The 25615-nt window shown below is 37.5% G+C and carries 27 protein-coding genes; 9 read left to right on the top strand and 18 right to left on the bottom strand.

Annotated features, from left to right (window positions below; all coding sequences use genetic code 11):
* Nucleotides 1-6: 6 nt before the first annotated feature.
* The 5 genes from coaB to N8M95_RS01015 all read left to right on the top strand — a co-directional run bounded on the left by coaB (nt 7) and on the right by N8M95_RS01015 (nt 3025).
* Nucleotides 7-696: a phosphopantothenate--cysteine ligase gene (gene coaB, locus N8M95_RS01035; RefSeq protein WP_000699520.1), complete on the top strand. Its 690-nt coding sequence runs from the start codon at nt 7-9 to the stop codon at nt 694-696.
* 11 nt (nt 697-707) lie between these two features.
* A complete protein-coding gene (gene coaC, locus N8M95_RS01030; RefSeq protein WP_045611770.1) occupies nt 708-1259 on the top strand; it encodes a phosphopantothenoylcysteine decarboxylase in 552 nt (183 codons plus the stop codon).
* Nucleotides 1243-1806 carry an ECF transporter S component gene (locus N8M95_RS01025; protein ID WP_000747412.1) on the top strand — a complete coding sequence of 188 codons (564 nt, stop codon included), beginning with the start codon at nt 1243-1245 and terminating at the stop codon, nt 1804-1806. Before coaC ends, N8M95_RS01025 begins: the two co-directional genes overlap by 17 nt.
* Nucleotides 1807-1970: 164 nt before the next feature.
* Nucleotides 1971-2498 carry an ECF transporter S component gene (locus N8M95_RS01020; RefSeq protein WP_261116417.1) on the top strand — a complete coding sequence of 176 codons (528 nt, stop codon included), beginning with the start codon at nt 1971-1973 and terminating at the stop codon, nt 2496-2498.
* A gap of 11 nt (nt 2499-2509) precedes the next feature.
* A complete protein-coding gene (locus N8M95_RS01015; RefSeq protein WP_033685158.1) occupies nt 2510-3025 on the top strand; it encodes a transcription repressor NadR in 516 nt (171 codons plus the stop codon).
* Here N8M95_RS01015 and N8M95_RS01010 read toward each other — a convergent pair.
* The 6 genes from N8M95_RS01010 to N8M95_RS00990 form a co-directional block, all read right to left on the bottom strand.
* Complete coding sequence (locus N8M95_RS01010) at nt 3022-3489, bottom strand: 8-oxo-dGTP diphosphatase (RefSeq protein WP_261116416.1); 468 nt, start codon at nt 3487-3489, stop codon at nt 3022-3024. The genes N8M95_RS01015 and N8M95_RS01010 overlap by 4 nt on opposite strands.
* A 23-nt stretch (nt 3490-3512) precedes the next feature.
* Nucleotides 3513-3812 (bottom strand): hypothetical protein, encoded by a 300-nt coding sequence (locus N8M95_RS09335; protein ID WP_314725959.1) that lies wholly within the window; start codon nt 3810-3812, stop codon nt 3513-3515.
* A gap of 265 nt (nt 3813-4077) precedes the next feature.
* A complete protein-coding gene (locus N8M95_RS01005) occupies nt 4078-4680 on the bottom strand; it encodes a hypothetical protein (protein ID WP_261116415.1) in 603 nt (200 codons plus the stop codon).
* A gap of 3 nt (nt 4681-4683) precedes the next feature.
* Nucleotides 4684-5886: an AAA family ATPase gene (locus N8M95_RS01000; RefSeq protein ID WP_261116414.1), complete on the bottom strand. Its 1203-nt coding sequence runs from the start codon at nt 5884-5886 to the stop codon at nt 4684-4686.
* A gap of 160 nt (nt 5887-6046) precedes the next feature.
* Entirely contained in the window at nt 6047-8035 is a 1989-nt protein-coding gene (gene uvrB / locus N8M95_RS00995; protein WP_261116413.1) for an excinuclease ABC subunit UvrB, read from the bottom strand.
* Nucleotides 8036-8111: 76 nt separating this feature from the next.
* Entirely contained in the window at nt 8112-9065 is a 954-nt protein-coding gene (locus tag N8M95_RS00990) for a CPBP family intramembrane glutamic endopeptidase (RefSeq protein WP_247930234.1), read from the bottom strand.
* 173 nt (nt 9066-9238) lie between these two features.
* Between N8M95_RS00990 and N8M95_RS00985 the strand changes: the two genes are divergently transcribed.
* The 3 genes from N8M95_RS00985 to zwf all read left to right on the top strand — a co-directional run bounded on the left by N8M95_RS00985 (nt 9239) and on the right by zwf (nt 13782).
* Nucleotides 9239-11404 carry an ABC transporter substrate-binding protein/permease gene (locus tag N8M95_RS00985; RefSeq protein WP_261116412.1) on the top strand — a complete coding sequence of 722 codons (2166 nt, stop codon included), beginning with the start codon at nt 9239-9241 and terminating at the stop codon, nt 11402-11404.
* Nucleotides 11404-12144 (top strand): amino acid ABC transporter ATP-binding protein, encoded by a 741-nt coding sequence (locus N8M95_RS00980; RefSeq protein WP_223330566.1) that lies wholly within the window; start codon nt 11404-11406, stop codon nt 12142-12144. Before N8M95_RS00985 ends, N8M95_RS00980 begins: the two co-directional genes overlap by 1 nt.
* Nucleotides 12145-12294: 150 nt before the next feature.
* On the top strand, nt 12295-13782 hold the full coding sequence (zwf, locus tag N8M95_RS00975; protein WP_261116411.1) for a glucose-6-phosphate dehydrogenase: 1488 nt from the start codon (nt 12295-12297) through the stop codon (nt 13780-13782).
* Between the two features lie 43 nt (nt 13783-13825).
* Here zwf and ftsY read toward each other — a convergent pair whose 3' ends face one another.
* The 3 genes from ftsY to N8M95_RS00960 are packed head-to-tail and all read right to left on the bottom strand — an operon-like array spanning nt 13826 to nt 16728.
* A complete protein-coding gene (ftsY, locus tag N8M95_RS00970; protein ID WP_261116410.1) occupies nt 13826-15115 on the bottom strand; it encodes a signal recognition particle-docking protein FtsY in 1290 nt (429 codons plus the stop codon).
* Between the two features lie 3 nt (nt 15116-15118).
* On the bottom strand, nt 15119-15937 hold the full coding sequence (locus tag N8M95_RS00965; protein WP_261116409.1) for a Cof-type HAD-IIB family hydrolase: 819 nt from the start codon (nt 15935-15937) through the stop codon (nt 15119-15121).
* Nucleotides 15937-16728: a Cof-type HAD-IIB family hydrolase gene (locus tag N8M95_RS00960; RefSeq protein WP_261116408.1), complete on the bottom strand. Its 792-nt coding sequence runs from the start codon at nt 16726-16728 to the stop codon at nt 15937-15939. Before N8M95_RS00960 ends, N8M95_RS00965 begins: the two co-directional genes overlap by 1 nt.
* Nucleotides 16729-16958: 230 nt before the next feature.
* On the opposite strand from N8M95_RS00960, the gene N8M95_RS00955 reads away from it, so the two are divergent.
* Entirely contained in the window at nt 16959-17654 is a 696-nt protein-coding gene (locus N8M95_RS00955) for a VIT1/CCC1 transporter family protein (RefSeq protein ID WP_025173172.1), read from the top strand.
* Nucleotides 17655-17992: 338 nt separating this feature from the next.
* On the opposite strand, the gene N8M95_RS00950 is transcribed toward N8M95_RS00955, so the two are convergent.
* The 9 genes from N8M95_RS00950 to N8M95_RS00910 form a co-directional block, all read right to left on the bottom strand.
* Complete coding sequence (locus N8M95_RS00950; protein WP_004269711.1) at nt 17993-18283, bottom strand: DUF4176 domain-containing protein; 291 nt, start codon at nt 18281-18283, stop codon at nt 17993-17995.
* Between the two features lie 103 nt (nt 18284-18386).
* A complete protein-coding gene (locus N8M95_RS00945) occupies nt 18387-19064 on the bottom strand; it encodes a DUF443 family protein (protein ID WP_004269710.1) in 678 nt (225 codons plus the stop codon).
* Between the two features lie 72 nt (nt 19065-19136).
* Nucleotides 19137-19799: a DUF443 domain-containing protein gene (locus tag N8M95_RS00940; RefSeq protein ID WP_042751257.1), complete on the bottom strand. Its 663-nt coding sequence runs from the start codon at nt 19797-19799 to the stop codon at nt 19137-19139.
* A gap of 9 nt (nt 19800-19808) precedes the next feature.
* A complete protein-coding gene (locus N8M95_RS00935; RefSeq protein ID WP_049487075.1) occupies nt 19809-21263 on the bottom strand; it encodes an LXG domain-containing protein in 1455 nt (484 codons plus the stop codon).
* A gap of 1 nt (nt 21264) precedes the next feature.
* Nucleotides 21265-21606, bottom strand: a complete 342-nt coding sequence (locus N8M95_RS00930; protein ID WP_004269707.1) for a hypothetical protein — start codon at nt 21604-21606, stop codon at nt 21265-21267.
* Nucleotides 21599-21907 carry a TIGR04197 family type VII secretion effector gene (locus tag N8M95_RS00925; RefSeq protein ID WP_004269706.1) on the bottom strand — a complete coding sequence of 103 codons (309 nt, stop codon included), beginning with the start codon at nt 21905-21907 and terminating at the stop codon, nt 21599-21601. Before N8M95_RS00925 ends, N8M95_RS00930 begins: the two co-directional genes overlap by 8 nt.
* A gap of 302 nt (nt 21908-22209) precedes the next feature.
* Nucleotides 22210-24198 (bottom strand): ABC transporter permease, encoded by a 1989-nt coding sequence (locus N8M95_RS00920; RefSeq protein ID WP_261074576.1) that lies wholly within the window; start codon nt 24196-24198, stop codon nt 22210-22212.
* 1 nt (nt 24199) lies between these two features.
* Complete coding sequence (locus N8M95_RS00915) at nt 24200-24958, bottom strand: ABC transporter ATP-binding protein (protein ID WP_000173372.1); 759 nt, start codon at nt 24956-24958, stop codon at nt 24200-24202.
* A 374-nt stretch (nt 24959-25332) separates the two neighbouring features.
* Entirely contained in the window at nt 25333-25605 is a 273-nt protein-coding gene (locus N8M95_RS00910; protein WP_020901430.1) for a PspC domain-containing protein, read from the bottom strand.
* Nucleotides 25606-25615: the final 10 nt, after the last annotated feature.

Here is a 25615-nt window from a genome sequence, read left to right as displayed (position 1 = left end):
AGTGCTATGAAAATTTTAGTTACATCGGGCGGTACCAGTGAAGCTATCGATAGCGTCCGCTCTATCACTAACCATTCTACAGGTCGCTTAGGGAAAATCATCACAGAAACCCTGCTTGCTGCAGGACATGAAGTTTGTTTGATAACGACAAAACGAGCTGTGAAGCCAGTAGCCCATCCTAATCTAAGTATTCGAGAAATTAACAATACCAAGGATCTTCTTCTTGAAATGAAAGAACGTATTCAGGATTATCAGGTCTTGATTCACTCAATGGCCGTATCTGATTACACTCCTGTTTATATGGCAGGACTTGAGGAAGTTCAGGCTAGCTCCAATCTAGAAGAATTTTTAAGCAGGCAGAATCATCAAGCTAAGATTTCTTCAACTGATGAGGTTCAGGTTTTATTCCTGAAAAAAACACCCAAAATCATCTCTCTAGTCAAGAAATGGAATCCTGCTATTCATCTGATTGGTTTCAAACTGCTGGTTGATGTCTCTGAGGATTATCTCATCGAGATTGCCAGAAAAAGTCTTATCAAGAACCAAGCTGACTTAATCATTGCGAATGACCTGACTCAAATCTCACCAAACCAGCATCGTGCAATCTTTGTTGAAAAAGATCAGCTTCAAACAGTCCAGACTAAAGAAGAAATTGCAGAACTCCTCCTTGAAAAAATTCAAGCCTATCATTCATAGAAAGGAAAGCTATGGCACATATTCTCTTGGCTGTAACGGGGTCTATCGCCTCTTACAAGTCGGCAGATTTAGTCAGTTCTCTAAAAAAACAAGGTCATCAAGTCACTGTTTTAATGACTCAGGCTGCTACAGAGTTTATCCAACCTTTGACACTACAGGTACTCTCACAGAATCCTGTCCACTTGGATGTCATGAAGGAACCCTATCCTGATCAGGTCAATCATATCGAACTTGGAAAAAAGGCGGATTTATTTATTGTGGCCCCTGCAACTGCTAACACTATTGCAAAACTAGCCCACGGATTTGCGGACAATATGGTGACCAGTACAGCTCTAGCATTGCCCAGTCATATTCCTAAACTAATAGCTCCTGCTATGAATACAAAGATGTATGAACATCCGGCAACTCAGGCTAATCTGAAAACATTAGAAAGCTACGGCTATCAGCTGATTGCTCCTAAGAAATCCCTACTAGCTTGTGGAGACCATGGACGAGGAGCATTAGCTGACCTCACAATTATTTTAGAAAGAATAAAGGAAACTCTCGATGAAAAAACGCTCTAATATTGCACCCATTGCTATCTTTTTTGCAACCATGCTCGTGATTCATTTTCTGAGCTCACTTATCTTTAACCTTTTCCCATTTCCAATCAAACCGACCATCGTTCATATTCCTGTCATTATTGCCAGCATTATCTACGGTCCACGAGTTGGGGTTACACTTGGATTTTTGATGGGGCTACTTAGTTTAACTGTTAACACGATTACAATTCTACCGACAAGCTACCTCTTCTCACCATTCGTACCAAACGGAAACATCTACTCAGCTATTATAGCTATCGTCCCACGTATTTTGATTGGTTTAACTCCTTATCTAGTCTATAAACTGATGAAAAACAAGACTGGTCTGATTCTAGCTGGTGCCCTTGGTTCACTTACCAATACAGTCTTTGTCCTTGGTGGAATTTTCTACCTTTTTGGAAATGTTTTTGATGGTAATATCCAAAAACTCCTAGCAACTGTTATCTCAACAAATTCAATCGCCGAATTAGTCATTTCTGCAGTTCTAACCCTAGCTATTGTTCCAAGACTACAAACCTTGAAGAAATAAAAATAATCTCCGCTTTCAAGCTTGAAGGTGGAGATTTTGTTTGAAGTAGTTTCTTTATAGTGAACTTTTTACTAAAAAACGACCTATAAACCTAAGTAAATCCTTGCTTTATTGTCTTGTTTATTGTACTATACTAGTGTATATACAGAAAAAAGGAGATTCTTATGAATACACGGAAAAAGACACAATTTATGACAATGACTGCCCTTTTAACGGCTATTGCAATTTTGATTCCAATTGTTATGCCTTTCAAGATTGTCATTCCACCTGCTTCCTATACTTTAGGAAGCCACATCGCTATTTTTATTGCCATGTTCTTATCGCCCTTGATGGCTGTTTTTGTCATCCTAGCCTCTAGTTTTGGATTCTTGATGACTGGCTATCCCATGGTTATTGTTTTTCGAGCTTTTTCCCATATCTTTTTTGGAACTTTGGGGGCTCTTTACCTACAAAAATTCCCCGATACCCTAGATAAACCAAAAGCTTCCTGGATTTTCAACTTTGTGTTAGCGCTTGTCCATGCCCTTGCTGAAGTATTGGCCTGTGTCGTTTTTTACGCAACTTCTGGTACCAATGTAGAAAATATGTTTTATGTTCTATTTGTGCTAGTTGGATTTGGTACAATTATCCATAGTATGGTAGACTATACATTAGCACTAGCTGTCTATAAAGTGCTTCGCAAACGCCGTTAAAAGGAAGAACTATGACAAAAGATCGCAAACAAGCTCTGCTCCAACTCTTGAAAGAAGCTCCTAAAGCCCTTAATGGCCAAAGTTTGGCGGAACATTTTCATGTCACACGTCAGGTCATTGTGCAGGACATTGCAATTTTGAGAGCCGATGGCGCTCCTATCCTATCCACTAATCGTGGCTACGTCTATAAGCAAATTGAAACCAATCCTTATGTTCATAAACTTTTCAAAGTGAAACATGAAGTTGAAGAAATCGGTCAAGAACTCCTTGCTATCGTTGATAATGGTGGACGTGTTCAAAATACCTTGATTGACCATCCCGTCTATGGAGAAATTGAAACCTTGCTTAAACTGTCTTGTCGCAGAGATGTGCAACATTTTCTAGAACAAGTCGAGCATTCTGATTTTAAACCTTTATCTGAATTGACAGATGGTATCCATTACCACCTAGTTGAAGCCGAAACACAACAAGACCTCCACTATATCGAGGAGGCCTTGGATCAACTCGGTTATTTAGTAAAAGACTAGAAAATTTTCTTTTCCCAATCGTCTTCTGTACTGTGGCGGTAGAAAAACTCTGACTTGTCAGGAGCTTCCATCATCTCCATCAATGGTAACATATCATAGGCCAGATCCAAGTTTGGAATCTGGTCTTTTTGCACCCAAGAAACTTCTCCTTCATCTGAAGAGCGAAGGGTACCAGAGAACTCAGTCGCCTTATAACAAACGACAATATAGCGCCCACCTGTATCTAGTGGCCAATTTTTAATGCCGACAAGTTGAGGATTTTGGATAGTTAATCCTGTTTCTTCGTAGATTTCACGAATGACAGACTCTGCGAAAGACTCGCCGTTTTCTACATGGCCTCCTGGAAAGGCATAACCTGACCAGCGATTGGTTTCAGGAGAGCGATACTGCATAACCACGCGCTGGGTTTCGATGTCTTCAATCAGACAGATATTGGTTAAAATCGTTAATTGGGAACGGGACATAAATTTACTCGCTTTCTAAGTTATTAAAACATATCTTCGTTGTATTTTACTTCTGGCTTCATTATAAAGGGATTGAGCAAGTCGTGATATTCATGAATTTCATGAAGCAAGGATCCTCTGATGATTCTGATTTCATTTTTTTCCCTATTCACATAGTAGTCTATATTTATAGGCATAAATGACTCTGATCCAAAAGATAAAAACAGTAATGACATAAACAAGATTATGAGAGCAACAAATCCAATAAGAGCCTGAAAAATTAGATGATGCCATTGAAAGATTCTAGTTTTATAGAAGGTAGTCCATGGATGAATAAATAAAATGAGGCAAAGACTAAAGAACTAGATGTTCGACAGAAACGGTGTAAAAGCTAATCCAAACAATCCTAAGAGAAAATGAATCAGGACAAATACCAGGAACAAAAAAAGCAAAACCGATTATCTTACAGTGCCAAAATTTATATTTTCAAGCAAACGTGCATAACGTATGTATATTCCTTACAAATATATCTATTATTTTCAGAATAACTGATAGAGTTTCTCATCATCTAGTTATTACATTGTCTTACATAATTTGGTTCCCAATTAATTATTTTAATAAATCAGCTAAAAATATTTCATTATTTTTATTATTCCATTTTGTTGTATCACTTTTACTTTTGTATTTTCTTATAGCATTAACTAAGTCTACACAACGATTTAGATCCTTTTTAATTCTATCATACGATTTTACATAATTAGGTTTTTTCTTTAATTGAGCAGCAAGAAATACACTTGGTTTATCTTGTGATTTCACTTTTTCAAACTGTCCCTCTAATTTACGAAAATATATTTCAATCATTTCAATCTCACTTTTCGTTATTACATGATAGATTCCTCTATCCTGCAATTTATCCAAATAAGGTTGAACGATTTTATATGGTATCCCAGACCTATCTTCAATAATAAAAATAATTATTTTATTTTCTTCATAATCTTGAGTCAAATAATGGTTCGAAAATGTTGCAGGATTACCATAAAATCTATTCGATCCTCTATAAGGAGAATCTAGTCCATCAATTTGATCATAGTTTATAACTTGCTTATAACTAAATTTTAAACAATCATTTTCAAGTAATAACTCAATAATAGCCTTTTCTGTTGCTCCTTCAACAATGATAGCAACAAGTGTATCTGAGGTTATATTAACCATAAATCATCTCTCCATTAATTCATGACTCTCTGAACTCAACAATTGAATACTTTTATTCATACTTTCCCTCATCATTTTATAGGAAGAATTTTTCGGAGCAGTTCCTAAACCATAACTACCTGATAAGATTAGATCGCTTTTCTTCCTATCAGATCTATCTTTTTCACCAATAATATTACTCATTTTTTCAATATTTATAAGAGGATTCTTTTTTAACACGTAAATACTATCACTTCTATCAATAAAATCAGTAATCTCAATGTAGTGAGTAGTGAATATCAATGTTGCAGAATTTTTATTTATATTACTATTAAAAAGTTTTATTAATTGTACCGCAATTGATTTATTCAAGTGATTTTCTAACTCATCAATAATTAAATATCCGCCAGAATTTAGAATAAATTGAATATTTAATAAAATCATTATACCTTTAATTGTACCTGATGATAAGAATCTATTTAAATCAACAATATTTGATTCTATCAACTCTTTCGAGTATTTAAATCTAATTTTGAACTTTTTTGTATCCTCTTCAAAAATTAAAGATTCAATACTATCGTCTAAAAAATTTACATAAGAAATATCCATATCATTAGCAAAATATTGAATTTTATTAACATCAGTAATATTAGTTAAATCTACAACACTATCTTCAACCAATTGATGGTTTTTTTTATTCAATACACCTGAAAAAATAGAATCTGTCTGTTTTAGATAAGTAACATCAATATCTTTTCGAGAAATAGTCTCTTCAAAGTTTGTAAAAATCTTATCTTTAGATTCTGTTTTCTTCACTTTTTTTCTATAAAGGACTTCATCTTTAAAGTATAATGAATTTGACTTATCTTTAGAAATGATTGATTCAATTTTATAAATCCACTCCTGATTAAAAATATAATTTTCACAAATCACTTCATCATCAAAATAATTTCCAATTTCAGGAATATCATCCTCTGATAAACTTTTATTTTTAATAAATATATTTAGCATTGCCAAAACTAGTTTTAAACTAGTTGTTTTTCCAGATGCATTTATACCTAATAGAGCAATTGAATTTAATTTATATAACTTATTAATTACATGAGAAACATTTTTACTTTCTTTCTCATAAAAGTTTACGTTTTTACTAGCAAAAAAATCGAATTCAAACTCTCCATTTTTGAAGTAAGATAAACCTCGTATTTTAGTTTTGAGTATTTTCATCATTCTATCCTCCTGTATACACTATACCATACTTTTTTGTATTTTTCTCTTTTTAACGCTAAAATCGATAAAAAACATTCCATATACCACAAAAAATCTAATTTCGTTTTTTTTTTTTTACGAAAAAATCGTTTTTATAATATTACAAAAATAATATTTTCATCTACCCCAACGCCTTGACTTCCAGCATCATATCGCGGATCTGAGCTGCGAGTTCAAAGTCAAGCACTTCGACGGCTTCTTGCATTTGTTTTTCTAGTTTCTTGACGAGTTCTTTGCGTTCTTGTTTGTTGAGGCTATTGATATCGACTTCCTTGTCTTCTTCCTTAGCAATCGCCTTGGTCACAGCAATCAGGTCACGGATTTCTTTCTTGATTGTCTGAGGCACGATACCATGATCTTCATTATAAGCCATCTGGATTTTGCGACGACGGGCCGTTTCATCCATAGCACGTTGCATAGACTGAGTCACAGTGTCCGCATACATGATGACATGGCCTTCGCTATTACGGGCAGCACGTCCAATGGTCTGGATGAGTCCACGCTCGTTACGAAGGAAACCTTCCTTGTCAGCATCAAGAATGGCTACGAGACTCACTTCAGGTACGTCAATCCCTTCACGGAGCAGGTTAATTCCGACCAAGACATCAAAGACACCCAAACGCAGATCTCGGATAATCTCTGTTCGCTCTAAAGTCTTGATATCCGAGTGCATGTACTTGACCTTGATACCCATTTCCTTGAAGTAGTCGGTTAAGTCCTCTGCCATTTTCTTAGTCAAGGTTGTGATAAAGGTTCGTTCGTTCTTTTCTACACGGGTATTGATTTCACCTAAGAGGTCATCAATCTGTCCCATAGTCGGACGAACTTCCACCTCTGGATCCAATAGTCCTGTTGGACGAATGATTTGCTCAATCACTGTCTCGGTCTGTTCATTTTCATAGTCACCTGGTGTCGCTGAAACGTAAACAATCTGGTGCACATGACTTTCAAATTCCTCCCGACGGAGAGGTCGATTGTCCAAAGCAGACGGCAAACGGAAACCATAATTAACCAGCATTTCCTTACGAGAGCGATCTCCATTGTACATGCCCTTGATTTGCCCCATTGTCATGTGGCTCTCGTCAATCATGATCAAGAAATCATCTGGGAAGAAGTCGAGAAGCGTATAAGGAGGCTCTCCTTCGCTACGCCCATCCATGTGGCGAGAATAGTTCTCAACCCCGTTGGTATAGCCCATCTCACGCAGCATTTCAATATCATACTCTGTTCGCTGTTTCAAACGTTGAGCTTCTAGCAATTTACCTTCCTTCTCAAAGACAGCTAGTTGCTCTTCTAATTCTGCTTGAATCTTTGCAATGGCAACTTCCATGTGGTCGTCATTGGTCACAAAGTGAGTAGCTGGAAAAATCGCCAAATGATCCACTTCTCCCAAGACCTGACCTGTCAGAGCCTCAACCTCACGGATACGGTCAATTTCGTCTCCAAAAAATTCTACTCGAAAAGCGTGTTCATCACGAGATGCTGGGAAAATCTCCACTACATCCCCACGCACACGAAATCTCCCCCGTTGGAAATCAATATCATTACGTTCAAACTGGATATCAACCAAGTCATTCAAGAGTTTATCACGAGAAATCTCTAGACCAGGACGGAGACTCACGACACTATCAGCGTATTCCTTTGGCGAACCCAAACCATAGATACAAGAGACTGAAGCCACGACAATAACATCATTGCGCTCCAAAAGGGCTGAAGTCGCTGAGTGTCGGAGCTTGTCAATCTCGTCATTGACAGAGCTGTCCTTTTCAATATAGGTGTCGCTAGAAGGGACATAGGCTTCTGGCTGGTAATAATCATAGTAAGACACAAAGTACTCAACGGCATTTTCAGGAAAAAACTCCTTAAACTCCCCATAGAGCTGGCCTGCTAGAGTTTTATTGTGGGCAATAACCAGAGTTGGTTTATTGACTTTGGAAATGACCTGACTCATGGTATAGGTCTTCCCTGTTCCGGTCGCTCCCATCAGAATCTGAGCTTTTTCTCCCCCCTCAATGTTATCTACCAACTGCTCGATAGCTTGTGGTTGGTCTCCTGAAGGTTGGTATTTTGATACTAGTTTAAATTGATTATCTGTAATACGATTGATCATAAGAATCCTCTCTCGATATGCTATTCCTATTTTAGCATACTTGTAGCATTTTCACGAAGAAAAGGACAGACCAAAGTCATATCCTTTCATTTTCTTTCTTTAATTGATAGGCGAGATAGACAATCAGCAGTAGTAAGACCAGACTTGTCATGATGGAACCCTCAATACCAAAAGATCCACCTGATAGCCAGCTCTGATCGCCTTGTGGTAAAAAGGTCATCAGCGACGTTCCTGACGGTTGACCACTAACTAAAATCCCAAATAGATTTCCTTGAGCAAAATTCCAAGCCCCATGAATACCTGCAACACCCCAAACTGTATCGGTTTTGAGGAGGTAAAGTGACATAGCAACTCCGAATAAAAAGAGATTCACTAGAGATAGAGGTGTGAGACCAGAATTTCCCACATGAAGCAGGGTAAAGAATAGGCTAGATATAACAACAGCTAGTTTTAGATTGGTTCTTGAAGCCAATTGAGGAAGGAGCCAAGCACGGGCCACCACTTCTTCTGTTGTCCCCTGTAAAATCCAAAATGGAATGGTAAAAATGACAAAGGCAAGCGAATAAGGATTCAAGTGAATAGACTCAAAACGATATTGCCCCAAGGCCACTAAACCTAACAAGGTCAGAAGAAAAAGTGCCAGACCTAGCCCAAACCCTTTAAGAAGATAGCTGAGGAAATTTTCTTTATAAAATCCCAAAGTTCGAATAGGTCTTTTCTCAACTTTTCTAGTCCATCTGAACACAGTGTTGAGAATAAAACCAAAGGCCAGCAATTCTAAGATCAAATGAAAGTCACTTGTTTTATCCATCAAGCTCTGCTGCAAAGTCTGCAAGTAGGTTGCAAAAGCTTGACAAGCCTCTCCAAAATTTCTAGCAAGTCCGATGAGAGCTAACAAACTAATACCATATAAAGTATAAGCCACAAACTCTCCTATAAAGACAAAAGCAAAGGCTAACAAGGGGCTTGTGTAGAGGTTTAACCGCATTTGAGAAGCTTGGAAGTCTTTAAAAATTCTTTTGTTCTTCACATCTCCGTCCTCTTTTCTTCCATTATATACTATTATTATAGCACTTTGTGGTAGCAGTTCAAGAAAGAAATAAAAAGCTTTTATGTTATATCTTCTAACATAAAAGTCCCTAGATTTGCATTTTTTTGTTTTTTCTGATATAATGGGAAAATATTCGGAAAAGGAGACTAAAAATGAAGAAAAAATTTCTAGCATTTTTGCTAATTTTATTCCCAATTTTCTCATTAGGTATTGCGAAAGCAGAAACGATTAAGATTGTATCTGACACAGCCTATGCACCTTTTGAGTTTAAAGATTCAGATCAAACTTATAAAGGAATTGATGTTGACATTATCAACAAAGTCGCTGAGATTAAAGGATGGAATATTCAGATGTCCTATCCTGGATTTGATGCAGCGGTCAATGCGGTTCAAGCTGGTCAAGCTGACGCAATCATGGCAGGAATGACAAAAACTACAGAACGTGAAAAAGTTTTCACCATGTCTGATACTTACTATGATACAAAAGTTGTCATTGCAACTACAAAGGCACACAAGATTAGTCAGTACGACCAATTAAAAGGTAAAACTGTTGGTGTTAAAAACGGAACAGCCGCTCAACGTTTCCTTGAAAGTATTAAGGACAAATACGGCTTTAGCATTAAAACATTTGATACTGGTGATTTGATGAACAACAGCTTGGCTGCTGGTGCTATCGATGCTATGATGGATGATAAACCTGTTATCGAGTATGCCATTAACCAAGGTCAAGACCTCCATATTGAAATGGATGGTGAAGCTGTAGGAAGTTTTGCTTTCGGTGTTAAAAAAGGAAGCAAATACGAGCACCTAGTTACTGAATTTAACCAAGCCTTGGCTGAAATGAAAAAAGATGGTAGTCTTGATAAAATCATCAAGAAATGGACTGCTTCATCATCTTCAGCAGTGCCAACTACAACGACTGCAGCTGGTCTAAAAGCAACTCCTGTTAAAGCTAAATACATCATTGCCAGCGATTCTTCTTTTGCGCCTTTTGTGTTCCAAAACTCAAGCAACCAATTTACTGGTATTGATATGGACTTGATTAAGGCCATCGCTAAAGACCAAGGTTTCGAAATTGAAATTACCAACCCTGGTTTTGATGCCGCTATCAGTGCTGTTCAAGCTGGTCAAGCTGATGGTATCATTGCTGGTATGTCTGTCACAGATGCTCGTAAGGCAACTTTTGACTTCTCAGAATCATACTACACTGCTAATACAATCCTTGGTGTCAAAGAATCAAGCACCATTGCTTCTTATGAAGATTTAAAAGGAAAGACAGTTGGTGTTAAAAACGGAACTGCCTCTCAAACCTTCCTAACAGAAAATCAAAGCAAATACGGTTACAAAATCAAAACTTTTGCTGATGGTTCTTCAATGTATGACAGTTTAAACACTGGTGCCATTGATGCCGTTATGGATGATGAACCTGTTCTCAAATATTCTATCAGCCAAGGTCAAAAATTGAAAACTCCAATCGCTGGAACTCCAATCGGTGAAACAGCCTTTGCCGTTAAAAAAGGAGCAAATCCAGAATTGATTGAAATGTTCAATAACGGACTTGCAAACCTTAAAGCAAACGGAGAATTCCAAAAGATTCTTGATAAATACCTAGCTAGTGAGTCTTCAACTGCTTCAACAAGCACTGTTGATGAGACAACTATCTGGGGCTTGCTTCAAAACAACTATAAACAACTCCTTAGCGGGCTTGGTATCACTCTTGCTCTAGCTCTTATCTCATTTGCTATTGCCATTGTTATCGGGATTATCTTCGGTATGTTTAGCGTTAGCCCATACAAATCTCTTCGTGTGATTTCTGAGATTTTCGTTGACGTTATCCGTGGTATTCCATTGATGATTCTTGCAGCCTTCATCTTCTGGGGAATTCCAAACTTCATCGAGTCTATGACAGGGCAACAAAGTCCAATTAACGACTTCGTAGCTGGTACTATTGCCCTCTCACTCAATGCAGCAGCTTATATTGCTGAAATCGTTCGTGGTGGTATTCAAGCTGTTCCAGTTGGTCAAATGGAAGCCAGCCGAAGCTTGGGGATCTCTTATGGAAAAACCATGCGTAAGATTATCCTTCCACAAGCAACTAAATTGATGTTGCCAAACTTTGTCAACCAATTCGTTATCGCTCTTAAAGATACGACTATCGTATCTGCTATCGGTTTGGTGGAACTCTTCCAAACTGGTAAGATTATCATCGCACGTAACTACCAAAGTTTCAAGATGTATGCAATCCTTGCTATCTTCTATCTTGTAATTATCACACTTTTGACTAGACTAGCGAAACGCTTAGAAAAGAGGATTCGTTAATGGCAAAATTAAAAATTGATGTAAATGATTTACACAAACATTATGGAAAAAATGAGGTTTTAAAAGGAATCACGACTAAATTCTATGAAGGAGATGTTGTTTGTATCATCGGTCCTTCAGGTTCTGGTAAGTCAACTTTCCTTCGTAGCCTCAATCTTCTAGAAGAAGTTACTAGCGGTCACATCACTGTGAACGGTTATGACCTAACTGAAAAAACAACCAACGTTGACCACGTACGTGAAAATATCGGAATGGTGTTCCAACACTTCAATCTCTTCCCACATATGTCTGTATTGGAAAACATTACCTTTGCTCCTATTGAGCACAAGTTGATGACTAAGGAAGAAGCTGAGAAATTGGGAATGGAGTTACTTGAAAAGGTTGGGCTAGCAGATAAAGCTAATGCCAACCCAGATAGCCTATCAGGTGGTCAAAAACAACGTGTAGCTATCGCTCGTGGACTAGCAATGAATCCAGACATCATGCTCTTTGATGAACCAACTTCAGCCCTTGACCCTGAGATGGTCGGAGACGTACTAAACGTTATGAAGGAATTGGCTGAGCAAGGCATGACCATGATTATCGTAACCCATGAGATGGGATTTGCTCGTCAGGTTGCCAACCGTGTTATCTTTACTGCAGATGGCGAGTTCCTAGAAGACGGAACACCTGACCAAATCTTTGACAACCCGCAACACCCACGTCTGAAAGAGTTCTTGGACAAGGTCTTAAACGTCTAAACCCAAACTGTAAGGATTTCCTTGCAGTTTTTTTCTATCTCGTATTGGATTTTTTGATTTTTCGGAAAATTATGTTAGAATTAAGTTTATGAAATGAGATTTCCTCATACCTAGCAAGACTAGGAATAAAAATAGAAATTAGGTAGCTAGATGTCATCTAAGGTTATTGTTACAATTTTCGGTGCGAGTGGAGACCTGGCTAAACGCAAGCTCTACCCTTCCCTTTTTAGACTATATAAATCCGGCAATCTTTCCGAGCACTTTGCAGTCATTGGAACTGCTCGTCGTCCTTGGAGCAAGGAATATTTTGAATCTGTTGTAGTCGAATCGATCCTTGATTTGGCAGATAGTACCGAACAGGCTCAAGAGTTCGCTAGCCACTTCTACTATCAAAGTCATGATGTCAATGATACAGAACACTACATTGCTTTGCGTCAATTGCAGGCTGAACTAAATGACAAGTACCAAGCTGAACATAACAAGCTCTTCTTCTTGTCTATGGCACCTCAGTTCTTTGGAACTATTGCCAAACACCTCAAGTCTGAAAACATTGTGGATGGTAAAGGTTTTGAACGTTTAATCGTTGAAAAACCATTTGGTACAGATTACGCAACTGCAAGCAAGTTGAATGACGAGCTCCTAGCAACATTTGACGAAGAACAAATTTTCCGTATTGACCATTATCTTGGTAAGGAAATGATTCAAAGCATCTTTGCAGTCCGCTTTGCAAACTTGATTTTTGAAAATGTTTGGAACAAGGACTTTATAGACAATGTTCAAATTACCTTTGCGGAGCGCTTGGGTGTAGAAGAACGTGGTGGATACTATGATGAGTCTGGTGCCCTCCGTGACATGGTACAGAACCACACTCTACAATTGCTTTCGCTCCTCGCCATGGACAAACCAGCAAGCTTCACAAAAGACGAGATTCGTGCTGAGAAGATTAAGGTCTTTAAAAACCTCTATCATCCAACTGATGAAGAACTTAAAGAACACTTTATCCGTGGTCAATACCGCTCTGGTAAGATTGATGGCATGAAATATATCTCTTATCGTAGCGAGCCAAATGTAAATCCAGAATCTACAACTGAAACCTTTGCATCTGGTGCTTTCTTTGTAGACAGCGATCGATTCCGTGGTGTTCCTTTCTTCTTCCGTACTGGTAAACGTCTGACTGAAAAAGGAACTCATGTCAACATCGTCTTTAAACAAATGGACTCTATCTTTGGTGAGCCACTTGCTCCAAACATTTTGACCATCTATATCCAACCAACAGAAGGCTTCTCTCTTAGCCTAAATGGGAAGCAAGTAGGAGAAGAATTCAACTTAGCTCCTAACTCACTTGATTACCGTACAGATGCGACTGCAACTGGTGCTTCTCCAGAACCATACGAAAAATTGATTTATGATGTCCTAAATAACAACTCAACTAACTTTAGCCACTGGGATGAAGTTGGTGCGTCATGGAAATTGATTGACCGTATCGAAGAGCTCTGGGCTGAAAATGGTGCCCCACTTCATTACTATAAAGCTGGAAGCATGGGACCTCAAGCAAGCTTTGACTTACTTGAAAAATTCGATGCCAAATGGACTTGGCAACCAGATATCGCCTATCGTCAAGATGGCCGTTTAGAATAAAAAAATCCTGCAAGTTTGTACCTTGCAGGATTTTTACTTCTGATTAGATTAAGCCTTCCAAGAGACCCTTCATAAAGTTTTCTGAGTTAAACTCTCCAATATCATCGATTTTTTCACCAAAACCAATCAATTTTACAGGAATATTGAGTTCTTCACGGATAGCTAGAACAACACCACCTCGAGCAGTTCCATCAATCTTGGTCAAGACAATTCCCGTTAAAGGAGTGATTTTTGAAAATTCTTTGGCCTGTACCAGGGCATTTTGACCTGTTGATGCATCAAGTGCCAAGAAGGTTTCATGTGGTGCTTCTGGTACAACACGCTTGATGATGCGTCCAATCTTCTCCAACTCAGCCATGAGGTTGTCCTTGTTTTGCAGACGACCAGCGGTATCAATCATGAGAATATCAATACCTTCAGCTACGGCACGTTCCATTCCATCAAAGACCACACTGGCTGGGTCAGCTTTTTCAGGTCCAGTTACAACTGGAACGTCAACACGACGACCCCATTCAGCAAGCTGGGCTACTGCCCCCGCACGGAAGGTATCTGCCGCAACCAGCATGACCTTCTTACCAGCTTGTTTGTAGCGGTGGGCTAGTTTCCCGATAGAAGTTGTTTTCCCGACACCATTAACACCGACAAAGAGCATGACTGTCAAGCCATCTTGGAAGTGGATACTTTCATCATAGTTGCCATCCTTTTCATAAAGCTCAACCAATTTCTCAATGATGACACGGCGAAGTGCCTCAGGTTTCTTGGCGTTTTCAAGCTTGGCTTCGTAGCGTAGCTCCTCCGTTAAGTTAGAAGCGACTTGGACACCAACGTCACTCATAATCAGCAGTTCTTCCAATTCCTCGAAGAATTCTTCGTCAACAGAGCGGAAGTTAGCAAAGAAGGCATTCAAGCGGGCACCAAATCCTGTACGAGTTTTCTTAAGACTGCGGTCATATTTTTCCTGAACAGTTTCTTCTACTTGAGGCGTTTCTGGTTCAAGCACTTCAATGCTATTTTCTTCTTCAGCTTCTATGAACTCAGGATTTTCTTCCTCTGAGACTTCTTCTGAGTTTGGAAATTCTTCGACTTCTTCTTGAGAAACTTCTACAGTTGACTCTGAATTCTGACTCTCTTCAACTGTCTCTTGATTGTCCACTTCTTCGAGCACATATTCTTCAGAACTTTCAACCTCTGCTTCTTCATGAGGAAGTTCCTCAGCTTCTGTTAAGGCAGGCTCAACATCTTCAGACAAATCAAGATTTTCCAGAGCTTCTTTTACAACTTCTTCGATTTTAGGTTCTTCTTTTTTTCCGAATAGACGGTCAAATAATCCCATATCTTAGTTCTCCTTTAGCACATATTCTTCGATAGCCCAGGCGACAGCCTCTTCATCATTGGTCATTGGTGTCACTACATTTGCGACTGCCTTGACTTCAGGAACAGAATTTTGCATGGCAACACCGAGTCCCGCCCACTCAATCATAGAGAGGTCATTGGCCTCATCTCCACAAGCCATCACTTGACTTTGTTCAATTCCAAGATGGCTGATTAGTTTTGCTAAACCTGTTGCTTTATGAACATTCTTTGGTGACCACTCTAGCAACATTTCACGTGATTTAAAGATTTCATATTGGTCAAACAATTCTGGAGAAATCTTCTGAATAGCTGCATCCAAGGGTTCTTGAGGAAAGGCAGTCACGCATTTATTGTAAGTCATTTGACTAGATAGATCTTCAAAGTCCACTGGAACAAAGGTCAAAGCTGGATTGAATTTGGCATAAAGACTTTCTTGGTCCGATTGGATTTGATAAACAGTTCCTTCTGAGATGGCATCAAGAGGCAGTGATAATTTCTCTGTTTCCTCATACAAGCGTGCCACATCATCATATGAAAAGACTGTCTTATCAAGGATTTCACCCGTATTTTTCTGAACCAAACCACCATTAAAAGTAATCGTATACTCATCTTCGTGGCCGTCAGTCCCTAGCTCATGGAGAAAGAAATCCATAGCTTTTAAGGGACGACCAGTTGTCAATACAACCTTGATACCACGATCACGCGCAGCTTTCAAGGTTGCCTTAGTGCGATCCGTCAGCCTTTTATCAGTAGTCAGCAAGGTCCCGTCCAAGTCCAATGCAATCAATTTTATATCTGCCATTATAAACCCTCCATATAAGCTATAACCGACTGGTCCTTATGGTGACCAATCACTGTCTCTGCTAATTCTAAAATTTCAGGTCGTGCATTTTCAGGAGCTACAGGATGTCCCACAACCTGCATCATGTGCAAGTCATTTAGATTGTCTCCAAAAGCCATAACCTGATCCATTTTGATACCAAGTTTTTTAGCTAATTCAACAATAGCCACTCCCTTATCGACATAGTCCAGAACAATATCAATGGATTCAAAGCCAGTTGTCATGGCCTTAACACCAGGGACATTTTCGTTTACCCAAGCTTCCCCAGCTTCTAGCGTTTCTTCTGTGAAGTTGGTTGTAAATTTGAAAATGTCATCTTTAATATCTTCCAGACTCGCTACTTTTTGGATATTTTCATTATAGTGCTGACTCACTTTTAAATAGGTCTCATCAACCGTATCTAGAACATAAGCTCCCTTTTTTCCCGTCAAGAGCAGTTTATTGATATCTACATAAGGTGACGTTTTCAGCCTTTCAAAAGTCGTCAAATAAAACTCACGAGACATGGTCGCTTCATACAAGTCTTGACCTCGATACTCTACCAAACTGCCATTTTCTGCGATAAAAATAATATCATCACGAACAGCAGCAAATAATTTTTCTAAGGATAAAAATCCGCGCCCCGAAGCCACCGCAAAGTAAATCCCTTTTTCCTTGTAGGAAACCAAGAGAGACTTGAGGCGGTCCATTTCAAAGCGTCCATTCTCATCTAGGAAGGTTCCGTCCATATCCGTTGCTACTAGTTTAATCATAAAATCTTTCTTACTCCGATTAGTAAATCTACCTCCTATTATACCATAGATAACTAGAAAAAGGACGAGTCTATCAGCTTTGCATCTCTTTTATCCTTCTCTACTAGCTAGTGGTGTTTCTAACTTTTAAAAAAGCTCGTAAAATTAAAATCGTGCAACTTTTTTCAGATACTTTTAAAAGATTGATTTCATTACCTCTTTCCTTTATACTGGATAAAAAGGAGAATAGTATGTCAGAAACAAATCACGAAATCGATTCAAATTTTGCAGGTCGTTTAAATATCCTGCGTGCGGGTGTTCTTGGTGCTAATGATGGGATTATTTCCATCGCTGGTGTGGTTATTGGGGTTGCCAGTGCTACGAGCAATATCTGGATTATCTTTTTATCAGGATTTGCGGCTATTTTGGCCGGTGCCTTTTCGATGGCAGGTGGAGAATATGTGTCCGTTTCAACTCAAAAAGATACTGAGGAAGCAGCCGTTGCGCGTGAGCAACTCTTGCTAGACCAAGATATGGAACTAGCTAAAAAATCTCTCTATGCTGCCTATATCCAAAATGGCGAGTGTGAAACATCAGCCCAACTTCTCACCAACAAGGCCTTTCTTAAAAATCCGCTCAAGGCTTTGGTAGAGGAAAAATATGGGATTGAGTATGAAGAGTTTACCAATCCTTGGCATGCTGCTATCTCTAGCTTTATTTCTTTTTTCCTTGGTAGCTTACCACCAATGCTTTCAATTACCATTTTCCCAAGTGAATACCGCATCCCTGCTACCGTCCTTATCGTCGGTGTGGCCCTTCTTCTCACTGGTTACACTAGTGCCAAACTTGGAAAAGCACCTACCAAAACAGCTATGATTCGGAACCTTGCTATTGGTCTCTTAACTATGGGAGTTACCTTTCTGCTAGGACAACTTTTCAGCATTTAGTATATAAGAAATATCTAAATGAAATTGCACTACCTACAAAATAAAAGATTCAAATCTACTTAGATATAATAAAAGAGAGAAACTTGATTCTCTCTTTTATTATATCTACAATCGTAGACAATGATTCTATAATGTGTGTTTTTCTAATAACGTTTTGATGTCTTCTAAGATTTTATAACGTTACCAGAAAAAATCATCCGCCTGAATAGTTGAAAGTTATTTACTTTATTTGCAATTATTTTAATCAATAACATCAATCATTAAAAGTGATAGTATTCTCAATAATGTCAAATCGACTCCTATTATAAGAGATAAACGCTTCAACGGAAGCTAATCTATTAATCGACCTTGCCCCTTTGAAAATTATTCTCATTTTCTAAGAGCCACTGACTATAAAGTTCTTGATATCGTTCCTCTTCGTTATCACTGTAACCTTTAAAAAGAACTTTATCAATATTTTCTTTATTAAAATATAAAATTTGTTCAGCATCAAGCCCTACTGGGTATATGCATCCTGAATAATCAAAAATTACTTTTTCTCCATCATTGTCAATGAAAGCTCCCCGATTAAGAATCATAATTTTACGGGTTCCATCTTTTAAATAAACAATACTTCCAATAGGTAACATAATCTTTTCTTCCTTTCGATATTTAAGTAATAATTTTATTTTTTTAAATAATAAATCTCAATAATATAAAAAATATAGCACTGAATTTAGGTAAAACAACATTTTATTTCAACTTTGATAAAACATCAACTATCTCATATTCCCGTTCTTCTCCAGGTGCAAAGGCAACATTTATGGTTGCTAGAGAAATGAACATTGTTAAAATCATTATCAAAAGCATGGCAACATTTTTTATATAAATAAAAGCTAAGGCAAATATAAGAGCTAAAGCAAAGAAACATACTCGTAAAAGAAGCATTTTTACGTAAAAACGCGATGAATTTACTGGTTTTATCTTAAAATAAATAGATTGTTCCAATGATCTATTAAGTAATTCCTCCAAACTTTTTTTCTTTTTAGAATATAAAAGCTGAAGCAAACTAAAAGACAATAATAAACCAATAACTACTAAAAGCAAACTAGTTACTATCGAAAAATTCACATAAAAGTTGGCAAATAAATCAATATGATTCATACGAGCCCAGGCATTCACAAAAACTGCCAATCCTGCAGCTAATGATGTTGGAAGGATAAATTTGCTCGCCTTAGAGTTTTTTTCTTCGATTTTAAAAAGTTCTTCATCTGAGATAGCATAAACTTTCTGATAAAAATACCAGTTTAAAGGCAAACAGAAATATCCGAGAAAATGTTTAGGAGATCTATCTAATAGATACTGTTTCCCCTGATAATGAAATAATAGGTATCGAAAATTCCCTTTATAATATAATTTTATTTTTTGCATTTTAATCCTTACTAATCTAAGAAAACATGAGTTTTCCCAAGCTATGAGGAGTATCTTGATATCGGCTACATCTTATTTTAGTTTTTTATCATTTATTTTATATAAGTGATGGCTTTCAGTTCCAAATGCAACATTAGAAGCCGACAAATATAGAAAGATGATTGCATTGGCCATTAAGCCAAAAAGTAAGTTACCTGAGTAGAAATAATACATTGGCATAAAAAATGCTAGCCCACCAATAACCACTATAAATCCTAGCAATTGTTTAAAGTCAATTTTTACTGGCGTAATTTTATAATATTGTAAATGCCTAAGTTCGTGCCCTATCAAGAAGGCCATCCTTCTTTTCCGAGAATAGTAAAATAATTCAACCAGAACATATGTTAAAAGAAAAGTCATTAAAAAGAGTGCCACTTTCGTAAAACTTGAAAGATTCGTTTCAAAATACTTAGTGATATCAATCTTGTTAACCCGTAACCAATTATATAAAAAGATACTCAGCCCAGCACCGAGAGAAGCTGAAACAGTGAGTTTTGTAGCACGTCCAGTTTTTTCTTTTATTTTACAGTACTCATCCGATGTAATGGGATACACATGTTGAAAGAAAAGCCAATTTATAGGTGGAAAAAGATATCCTCTCAAATGACATGGTCTTCTATCAAGTAAATAGTATTGATGATTGAATTCAAATACTAAATAACGAAAATTTCCATAAGTAAAACGAATTTTTTCCATCATTTCTCATTAGTCAAAGGGGTTAAGGGCACTTAGCCCACCTGAAATGGCATTTCCTACATCACTTACCATCTCACTGGCCCAATTTTTTGCACTTTCAACACTATTTGATATTGCCTGACCTACGTTTTTCCCTACATCATCCAAAAATGCCCCTGTAGTGTCTAAACCATCTTTAAGCCCTAAAAAGTTATTTTCATAGGCTTTATTAAACAACCAAGTAACTCCAACTCCAATAGCAAATGATGCAGTCGCTACACCAACAGCAGCCCAACCAACAGGATTACTTCCCAAAAATGCTCCTAAAGCTACTGTAGTTAGCTCCGCAGCTCCAAAACCAATCCCTGTTGACAAACCATTATGCACAACTGCCTGACCAATACTTTTATCTTTGTTAACAATATCATCATACATTCCAAGACCAAAGCCAATTCCCATTAAGGAACGGCCACCCCATTTGCCCCAGTTCGCTATATTTGTACCTTTTTGAACCAAAGCTTGACCTATACCAGTTTGTTTAACTAAAACAAATGAAGTTGAGGCTCCGTTTAAAGCAAATGTACTAGGGCCTTTAATTCCTTCTAAAATAGTAGCTAAACCACCAAAACGTTGAACCCCTATTCCAAGTTGCTCAATTATAGTTGCAAGTAAGTCAAACTGCGTGCTATTTTTATCATAATTCTCTCGAACTAACTCTAATGCACTTTTTAATTGCTGAATCAACTCAGGTGAAACTAACTCTTCTGGATGGGACCGAGCATAGGTAAGTAAAGCTTCAATGTCCTCTATTGTTAATCCCTCTCCTGATTTCAACTTTTCTTTGTCCAATCGTCTTCCCCAAGACTCGTGGACCTGTTTAACCCACATCAATTCCTCTTGAGGTGGAATTACAAATGTTTTTGTTTCTTCATTCCAAGAGCTTTTTGCTTGAGATAACCCTTGCCTTACTACTTGATAAAGACCATCTATATTTGAAAAAAGACCTGATGATGAATTATGAAATGTCAAAAGTTTTTGAAGCTTATCCTCCAATTTTTGTTTGACTTTCTGTTGAATCTCAATATGTTCTGTTAAACTATTAATAAAAAAATAGTCTGGTTGTTCCACACGATATTCCATGTTTCGTAGTTTCTGATAGTAAACAATACTTTTATGTGCTTGCGCAATTTTTTGACGCAACTCATCTTCTCTTAAACTTACACTATCCACTTCACTAATGAATTTATCCGGAAGACTCAATGTTGCTTTTTCTATTTCCTCATTTAATAAAATGCAAGCTTTTGTTAATGGAATCAATATTTGACTACAATAAACTTTTGCAGAATCATAAGCTAAACCAGATAAATCTCCACTGTTTGATGAAAAATCATTAAGAGCCTTCTGTAAAGATTGATAGGCTTGATTTTGATTCTGTAGTGCTCTTGATGTACTACTTGCCTGATTCTTGGATTTCCATAAATACATATCAACCCCCATTTTTTTCTCTCACCTCTCTTTCTAATTGTTTCAATTGTTCTTTATCAACTTCTAATAGTTTTTGTGACTGTTTAAGTAACTCTTCCTGTTCTTGAAAATAGGTTTGAAGTTTTTGCGATGCCTGGAGATGTTGTGATTCTAAATCTTTAAAATAATAACTATCGTCAGATTTACTCATCAACTCTGCAACTTCACTAAAAAAGAATTTACTTTTTTTAGTAAGTTGATCATATTCATCTCGTACAATGTATAGATGACGTTTCTTTACTTTTAGAGATTCTTCTCTTTGTTTGAGTGATAACTCTAAATTAATGATATCACGATTAACCATTTAACGTAAACCTCGTGCTAGCATCGTCAATGCGTGACAATTGGTTTGCTACTTTCTGATCCATAGCATGAAAAGCTGAAGAAAGATTATGAATATTCGTTGACATCGCTGATAATACATTACCAATTTGACTCGCAGTAGTTTGCGCTAAATCAATTGCAGAGGAAGCTTTTACATTCCCCGCTACAGTTGTCTGATTATCTTTTTCAATTGCTATAAGATTAGCAAGACTTTCTGTAGCTTTTGCAATCGCCGTTGCTCTTTGAACAGCTAAAGATGTTACACTTTTTATTTCACTCATTATCGGGTTCCTCTAAAATATTTAACTATCATGATTATATCATAAAAATTTAAAAATATTTTAATATTCTCCAAATATGATTGAATACAACCTCAAAATTTTGAAATTGGCAATACATTGTTATTTCACTAGAAATTGCAGTTCTTTAAAAAATTAATAAAGCAATTATTAACTATATTTTTCTATAACAAACGAATCAAAGCCAAACTAAAAAGACTTAGCCCTGTACAATACAGAACTAAATCCTTTGGATAAATTAATTGTCTAACTTTTGGGGGTCAGTATATATCGAGGTATCTTTTTTACATTTGCACAATCTTGCGATAACTTCTTGAAGTAATCATGAAAATCAGCACATAGGCGATGAGGAAGATAGCGCAGATAGACAAGGTCACAGTCAACATCATAGTCGTATCTATTACACCAATCACTTTTAAAATCAAGCTAAGCATATGGTAGGCAAAGGCTAGATGTATGAAGGCAAAGAGCAAAGGAAGGAAGAAAACAGTTAAAACCTGCTTGTTAATGGTTTGCTTGATTTGCTTCTGATCTAAACCGACTTTCTGCAAGATAATAAAGCGTTCACGGTCTTCATAGCCTTCAGAAATTTGTTTGTAATAGATGACCAGAACAGTTCCGACCATAAAGATAATGGATAGGAAAATACCGATAAAGAAGACACCACCAAAGAGGGCACTCATCTGAGAACTAGCATCTGCTAGATTGCTACCATAAACATAGCTACCTTCCTTGTTTAATTGAGCATTAAATTGATTGAGGTATTTATCATATTCTTCAGCAACCTTGAGTTGTTCTTCTTCGCTGGCATTTACATTCATGCCACCGTAAAACTGATTATAGATAGCCGAATCTGGGAATTGATCCAAAAATGCTTGCAAATTAGGAACAACAAGGTAATTGTAATCAGCAGTCAAAATATTAAACTGATTTGGGACATGGTTGACAATGAAATCTTTAGTAAATTCTTCTTTGACAGAAAATTGATGATCGTTCAGAGTTAGAGTTTTCTGTTCTTTAACTCCCTCATTCTTTGCAAAGAGTCCGACCTCATTTCCTGATAGAGACAGTTTTTGACCAGTCATATTTTCATAATCTTTTTGGTCAAATACCATGAAAACTGTTGTGGGTTGGACACGGTTTTGTCCTTTTTCAAAAATAGTTAACTTATTTCCTTCTTGGTTTGCAACACCAAAGTAAGTGTAACGAAGCACTTCTTTCTCTTTAATCTTATAACCTTTGTCACTTGCAAACTGGCTCAAGAGTTTGTCCAAGTCTTCTTGTTCAACATTTTGCCCTGAAACCCCAAAATCATGAGGATTTAGAACTTTTTTAAAGGATTCTGAGGCATTAAAAATACTAGTAGCTGCTGACATGGTTACCAAAACCATTGTTGACAAGATAGCGATAGTTGCTAGTCCAACCGCATTTTTCTTCATACGGAAAATCAAGTTGGACACTGAGATAAGGTTATTTGGCTGGTAATAATATTTCTTGTTTTTCTTTAAGATTTGTAGGAAAACGGTAATACCTGCATTAAACAAGAGATAGGTACCAAAGATAACCAGTAAAACAGCTAGGAAGAAAGTTGTTAGGGCTGTAAGAGGATCTTTTACCGTAAGGGCAAGATAATAGCCAATCCCTAAACTAATCGAACCAAGAATAGTTTGGAGAGGTAGGAAACGACCTCTTTTCTCTCCACTTGCTTTCTCACGCGAGAGCTGGAGGGCATTCATACGGGCAATTCGAAGGGCATTCAGGAACATGAGGCCTAGGAAAATCAATCCAAAGACAACAAGTACTGCAATGACAACATTCATTTGGAAGGTAGCGACCAGCTCAACCTTCAATTTCATCAGTTTGAGCAAGAAAGCGAAAATCAACTTGTCAAACAAGGCTCCAATACCGATACCCGCTCCAACAGTTAGAATCCCAAATACCACTAACTCCTTAAAGGTCATACTGATAAGATGACGTTTCTCCAAGCCCAACATGCCATAAATTCCCAGTTCCTTGGAACGGTTTTTCATGACAAAACTATTGGCATAGAGGACGATAATGGCTGACGCAAGGGTGACGACAAACATACCAAATCCAAGAGTAGCTTGAATGGTTGTCCCTCCACGGATTTCCGAAATCTTGGGATTGAAGGTTAGAGAGTAAAAGAGATAGGTGACGGTGACTGCCAAGAGAACAGCCAGCGCAAAAGGATAGTAGAGTTTGCGGTTTTTAATCAAGTTCGATACCGCTAACTTATTGGTTAATCGAAACATACTAATTCACCTCGCTTGCCATGACAGTCAAGGTATCAGAGATTTCTTGGAACATCTGACGCTCTGTCTTCTCTCCACGGTAGATTTGATTGTAAAGAATGCCGTCTTTGATAAAGAGTACACGTTTAGCTCTGCTAGCTGCTGCTGTTGAGTGGGTTACCATGAGAATGGTTTGGCCGCGCTCATTGATTTCATCAAAAACATCAAGTAAGGCTGCAGATGACTTGGAATCAAGGGCTCCTGTTGGCTCGTCCGCAAGGAGAATTTCAGGTTCTGTGATGATGGCGCGTGCTACTGCTACACGCTGTTTCTGACCACCAGAAATCTCGTAAGGGTACTTCTCTTGCAATTGGTTGATGCCTAGATTCTCAGCTGTCACCACCAATTTTTTCATCATTTCCGTAATAGGTCTTCTTGACAAGACAAGAGGAAGCAATATATTGTCTTTAACAGACAGAGTATCTAGCAAGTTAAAGTCTTGGAAGACAAATCCCAGCTTTTCACGACGGAAGCTAGAGGCCTGTGAATTTTTAATGGTTGCTGTGTCAGTTCCATTTAAGTAAACCTGACCACGAGTTGGTTTATCCAGCATAGCTAGAATATTGAGAAGAGTTGATTTACCAGAACCAGACTCACCCATGATGGCAACGTAGTCACCTTTTTCCACGGTAAAGTGAATATCCTTGAGGGCCTCTACTTGGTTGCCCTGAAAACGAGTTTTATAAATTTTTTGAACGTGTTTTACATCTAAAAGTGTCATGAGAATCTCCTTTCTTAATATCCCATCAAATGAAATGTTGCTTGCATCATAGCGCATCCCAGCTGAACGCGCTCGATATCTTTGTGGCTTGGTTTTCTTGTTTTCTTATGTAAGATTTGTTTCATGATGTTACTCCTTTGTTCTTTATGAGTATAGTTTACATCAAAAAAAGACCGCTTGCCATAACCTAACCTTACAAAAGAGACTTTAATCTTACATTTTTGTAAGATTTGGGGGAAATGTAGGCATTTCATTAAAAATATTTTACCATAAAAAGAAAGTAAGAAGAAAACCCTTGCGGATACAAGGGTTCAAGAAATGTTAAAATAGATTAGTCGAATTCATAGACTAACAGTAAAATAACTGTTTCTACCTCACCAAAACCATCCATCATTTTCTTCAATGGCTTGGGCTTCCTTGCGTTTGCGTGGTCCTGTTCCGTACATTTCGGCTTCTATGTCTTCCTTGGTTGGTAAGATAGAGGCAAGAATGATGTAAATAATCACACCAATTCCAAAGTTTGCAACTGTAAAAATGGCAAACAGAAAACGTACAAGGGTAACATCAAAGTTCCACTTGTCTGACAGACCTGCCAAAACTCCTGAAATCATGCGATTTCGTCTCATTTTATAAAATTTACTATTCATGATATTTCCT

The organism is Streptococcus mitis (assembly GCF_946190325.1).
Taxonomy (GTDB): domain Bacteria; phylum Bacillota; class Bacilli; order Lactobacillales; family Streptococcaceae; genus Streptococcus; species Streptococcus mitis_CF.
Note: the sequence above shows the minus strand (reverse complement) of the source record. Positions and strands in the feature narration are given on the sequence as shown.

What these genes read in the sequence shown, in the direction of transcription:
- N8M95_RS00965 (WP_261116409.1), bottom strand. Translation starts at nt 15,937, where the DNA reads ATGGCAGATATAAAATTGATTGCATTGGACTTGGACGGGACCTTGCTG.
- N8M95_RS00950 (WP_004269711.1), bottom strand. Translation starts at nt 18,283, where the DNA reads ATGTTACCTATTGGAAGTATTGTTTATTTAAAAGATGGAACCCGTAAA.
- N8M95_RS01025 (WP_000747412.1), top strand. Translation starts at nt 1,243, where the DNA reads ATGAAAAAACGCTCTAATATTGCACCCATTGCTATCTTTTTTGCAACC.
- N8M95_RS00920 (WP_261074576.1), bottom strand. Translation starts at nt 24,198, where the DNA reads ATGTTTCGATTAACCAATAAGTTAGCGGTATCGAACTTGATTAAAAAC.
- N8M95_RS00930 (WP_004269707.1), bottom strand. Translation starts at nt 21,606, where the DNA reads ATGGTTAATCGTGATATCATTAATTTAGAGTTATCACTCAAACAAAGA.
- uvrB (WP_261116413.1), bottom strand. Translation starts at nt 8,035, where the DNA reads ATGATCAATCGTATTACAGATAATCAATTTAAACTAGTATCAAAATAC.
- coaC (WP_045611770.1), top strand. Translation starts at nt 708, where the DNA reads ATGGCACATATTCTCTTGGCTGTAACGGGGTCTATCGCCTCTTACAAG.
- N8M95_RS01005 (WP_261116415.1), bottom strand. Translation starts at nt 4,680, where the DNA reads ATGGTTAATATAACCTCAGATACACTTGTTGCTATCATTGTTGAAGGA.
- N8M95_RS00980 (WP_223330566.1), top strand. Translation starts at nt 11,404, where the DNA reads ATGGCAAAATTAAAAATTGATGTAAATGATTTACACAAACATTATGGA.
- N8M95_RS01010 (WP_261116416.1), bottom strand. Translation starts at nt 3,489, where the DNA reads ATGTCCCGTTCCCAATTAACGATTTTAACCAATATCTGTCTGATTGAA.
- N8M95_RS00935 (WP_049487075.1), bottom strand. Translation starts at nt 21,263, where the DNA reads ATGTATTTATGGAAATCCAAGAATCAGGCAAGTAGTACATCAAGAGCA.
- N8M95_RS01015 (WP_033685158.1), top strand. Translation starts at nt 2,510, where the DNA reads ATGACAAAAGATCGCAAACAAGCTCTGCTCCAACTCTTGAAAGAAGCT.
- ftsY (WP_261116410.1), bottom strand. Translation starts at nt 15,115, where the DNA reads ATGGGATTATTTGACCGTCTATTCGGAAAAAAAGAAGAACCTAAAATC.
- N8M95_RS00985 (WP_261116412.1), top strand. Translation starts at nt 9,239, where the DNA reads ATGAAGAAAAAATTTCTAGCATTTTTGCTAATTTTATTCCCAATTTTC.
- N8M95_RS00945 (WP_004269710.1), bottom strand. Translation starts at nt 19,064, where the DNA reads ATGCAAAAAATAAAATTATATTATAAAGGGAATTTTCGATACCTATTA.
- N8M95_RS00925 (WP_004269706.1), bottom strand. Translation starts at nt 21,907, where the DNA reads ATGAGTGAAATAAAAAGTGTAACATCTTTAGCTGTTCAAAGAGCAACG.
- N8M95_RS00955 (WP_025173172.1), top strand. Translation starts at nt 16,959, where the DNA reads ATGTCAGAAACAAATCACGAAATCGATTCAAATTTTGCAGGTCGTTTA.
- N8M95_RS00910 (WP_020901430.1), bottom strand. Translation starts at nt 25,605, where the DNA reads ATGAATAGTAAATTTTATAAAATGAGACGAAATCGCATGATTTCAGGA.
- zwf (WP_261116411.1), top strand. Translation starts at nt 12,295, where the DNA reads ATGTCATCTAAGGTTATTGTTACAATTTTCGGTGCGAGTGGAGACCTG.
- N8M95_RS01000 (WP_261116414.1), bottom strand. Translation starts at nt 5,886, where the DNA reads ATGATGAAAATACTCAAAACTAAAATACGAGGTTTATCTTACTTCAAA.
- N8M95_RS00960 (WP_261116408.1), bottom strand. Translation starts at nt 16,728, where the DNA reads ATGATTAAACTAGTAGCAACGGATATGGACGGAACCTTCCTAGATGAG.
- N8M95_RS00940 (WP_042751257.1), bottom strand. Translation starts at nt 19,799, where the DNA reads ATGGAAAAAATTCGTTTTACTTATGGAAATTTTCGTTATTTAGTATTT.
- coaB (WP_000699520.1), top strand. Translation starts at nt 7, where the DNA reads ATGAAAATTTTAGTTACATCGGGCGGTACCAGTGAAGCTATCGATAGC.
- N8M95_RS00915 (WP_000173372.1), bottom strand. Translation starts at nt 24,958, where the DNA reads ATGACACTTTTAGATGTAAAACACGTTCAAAAAATTTATAAAACTCGT.
- N8M95_RS01020 (WP_261116417.1), top strand. Translation starts at nt 1,971, where the DNA reads ATGAATACACGGAAAAAGACACAATTTATGACAATGACTGCCCTTTTA.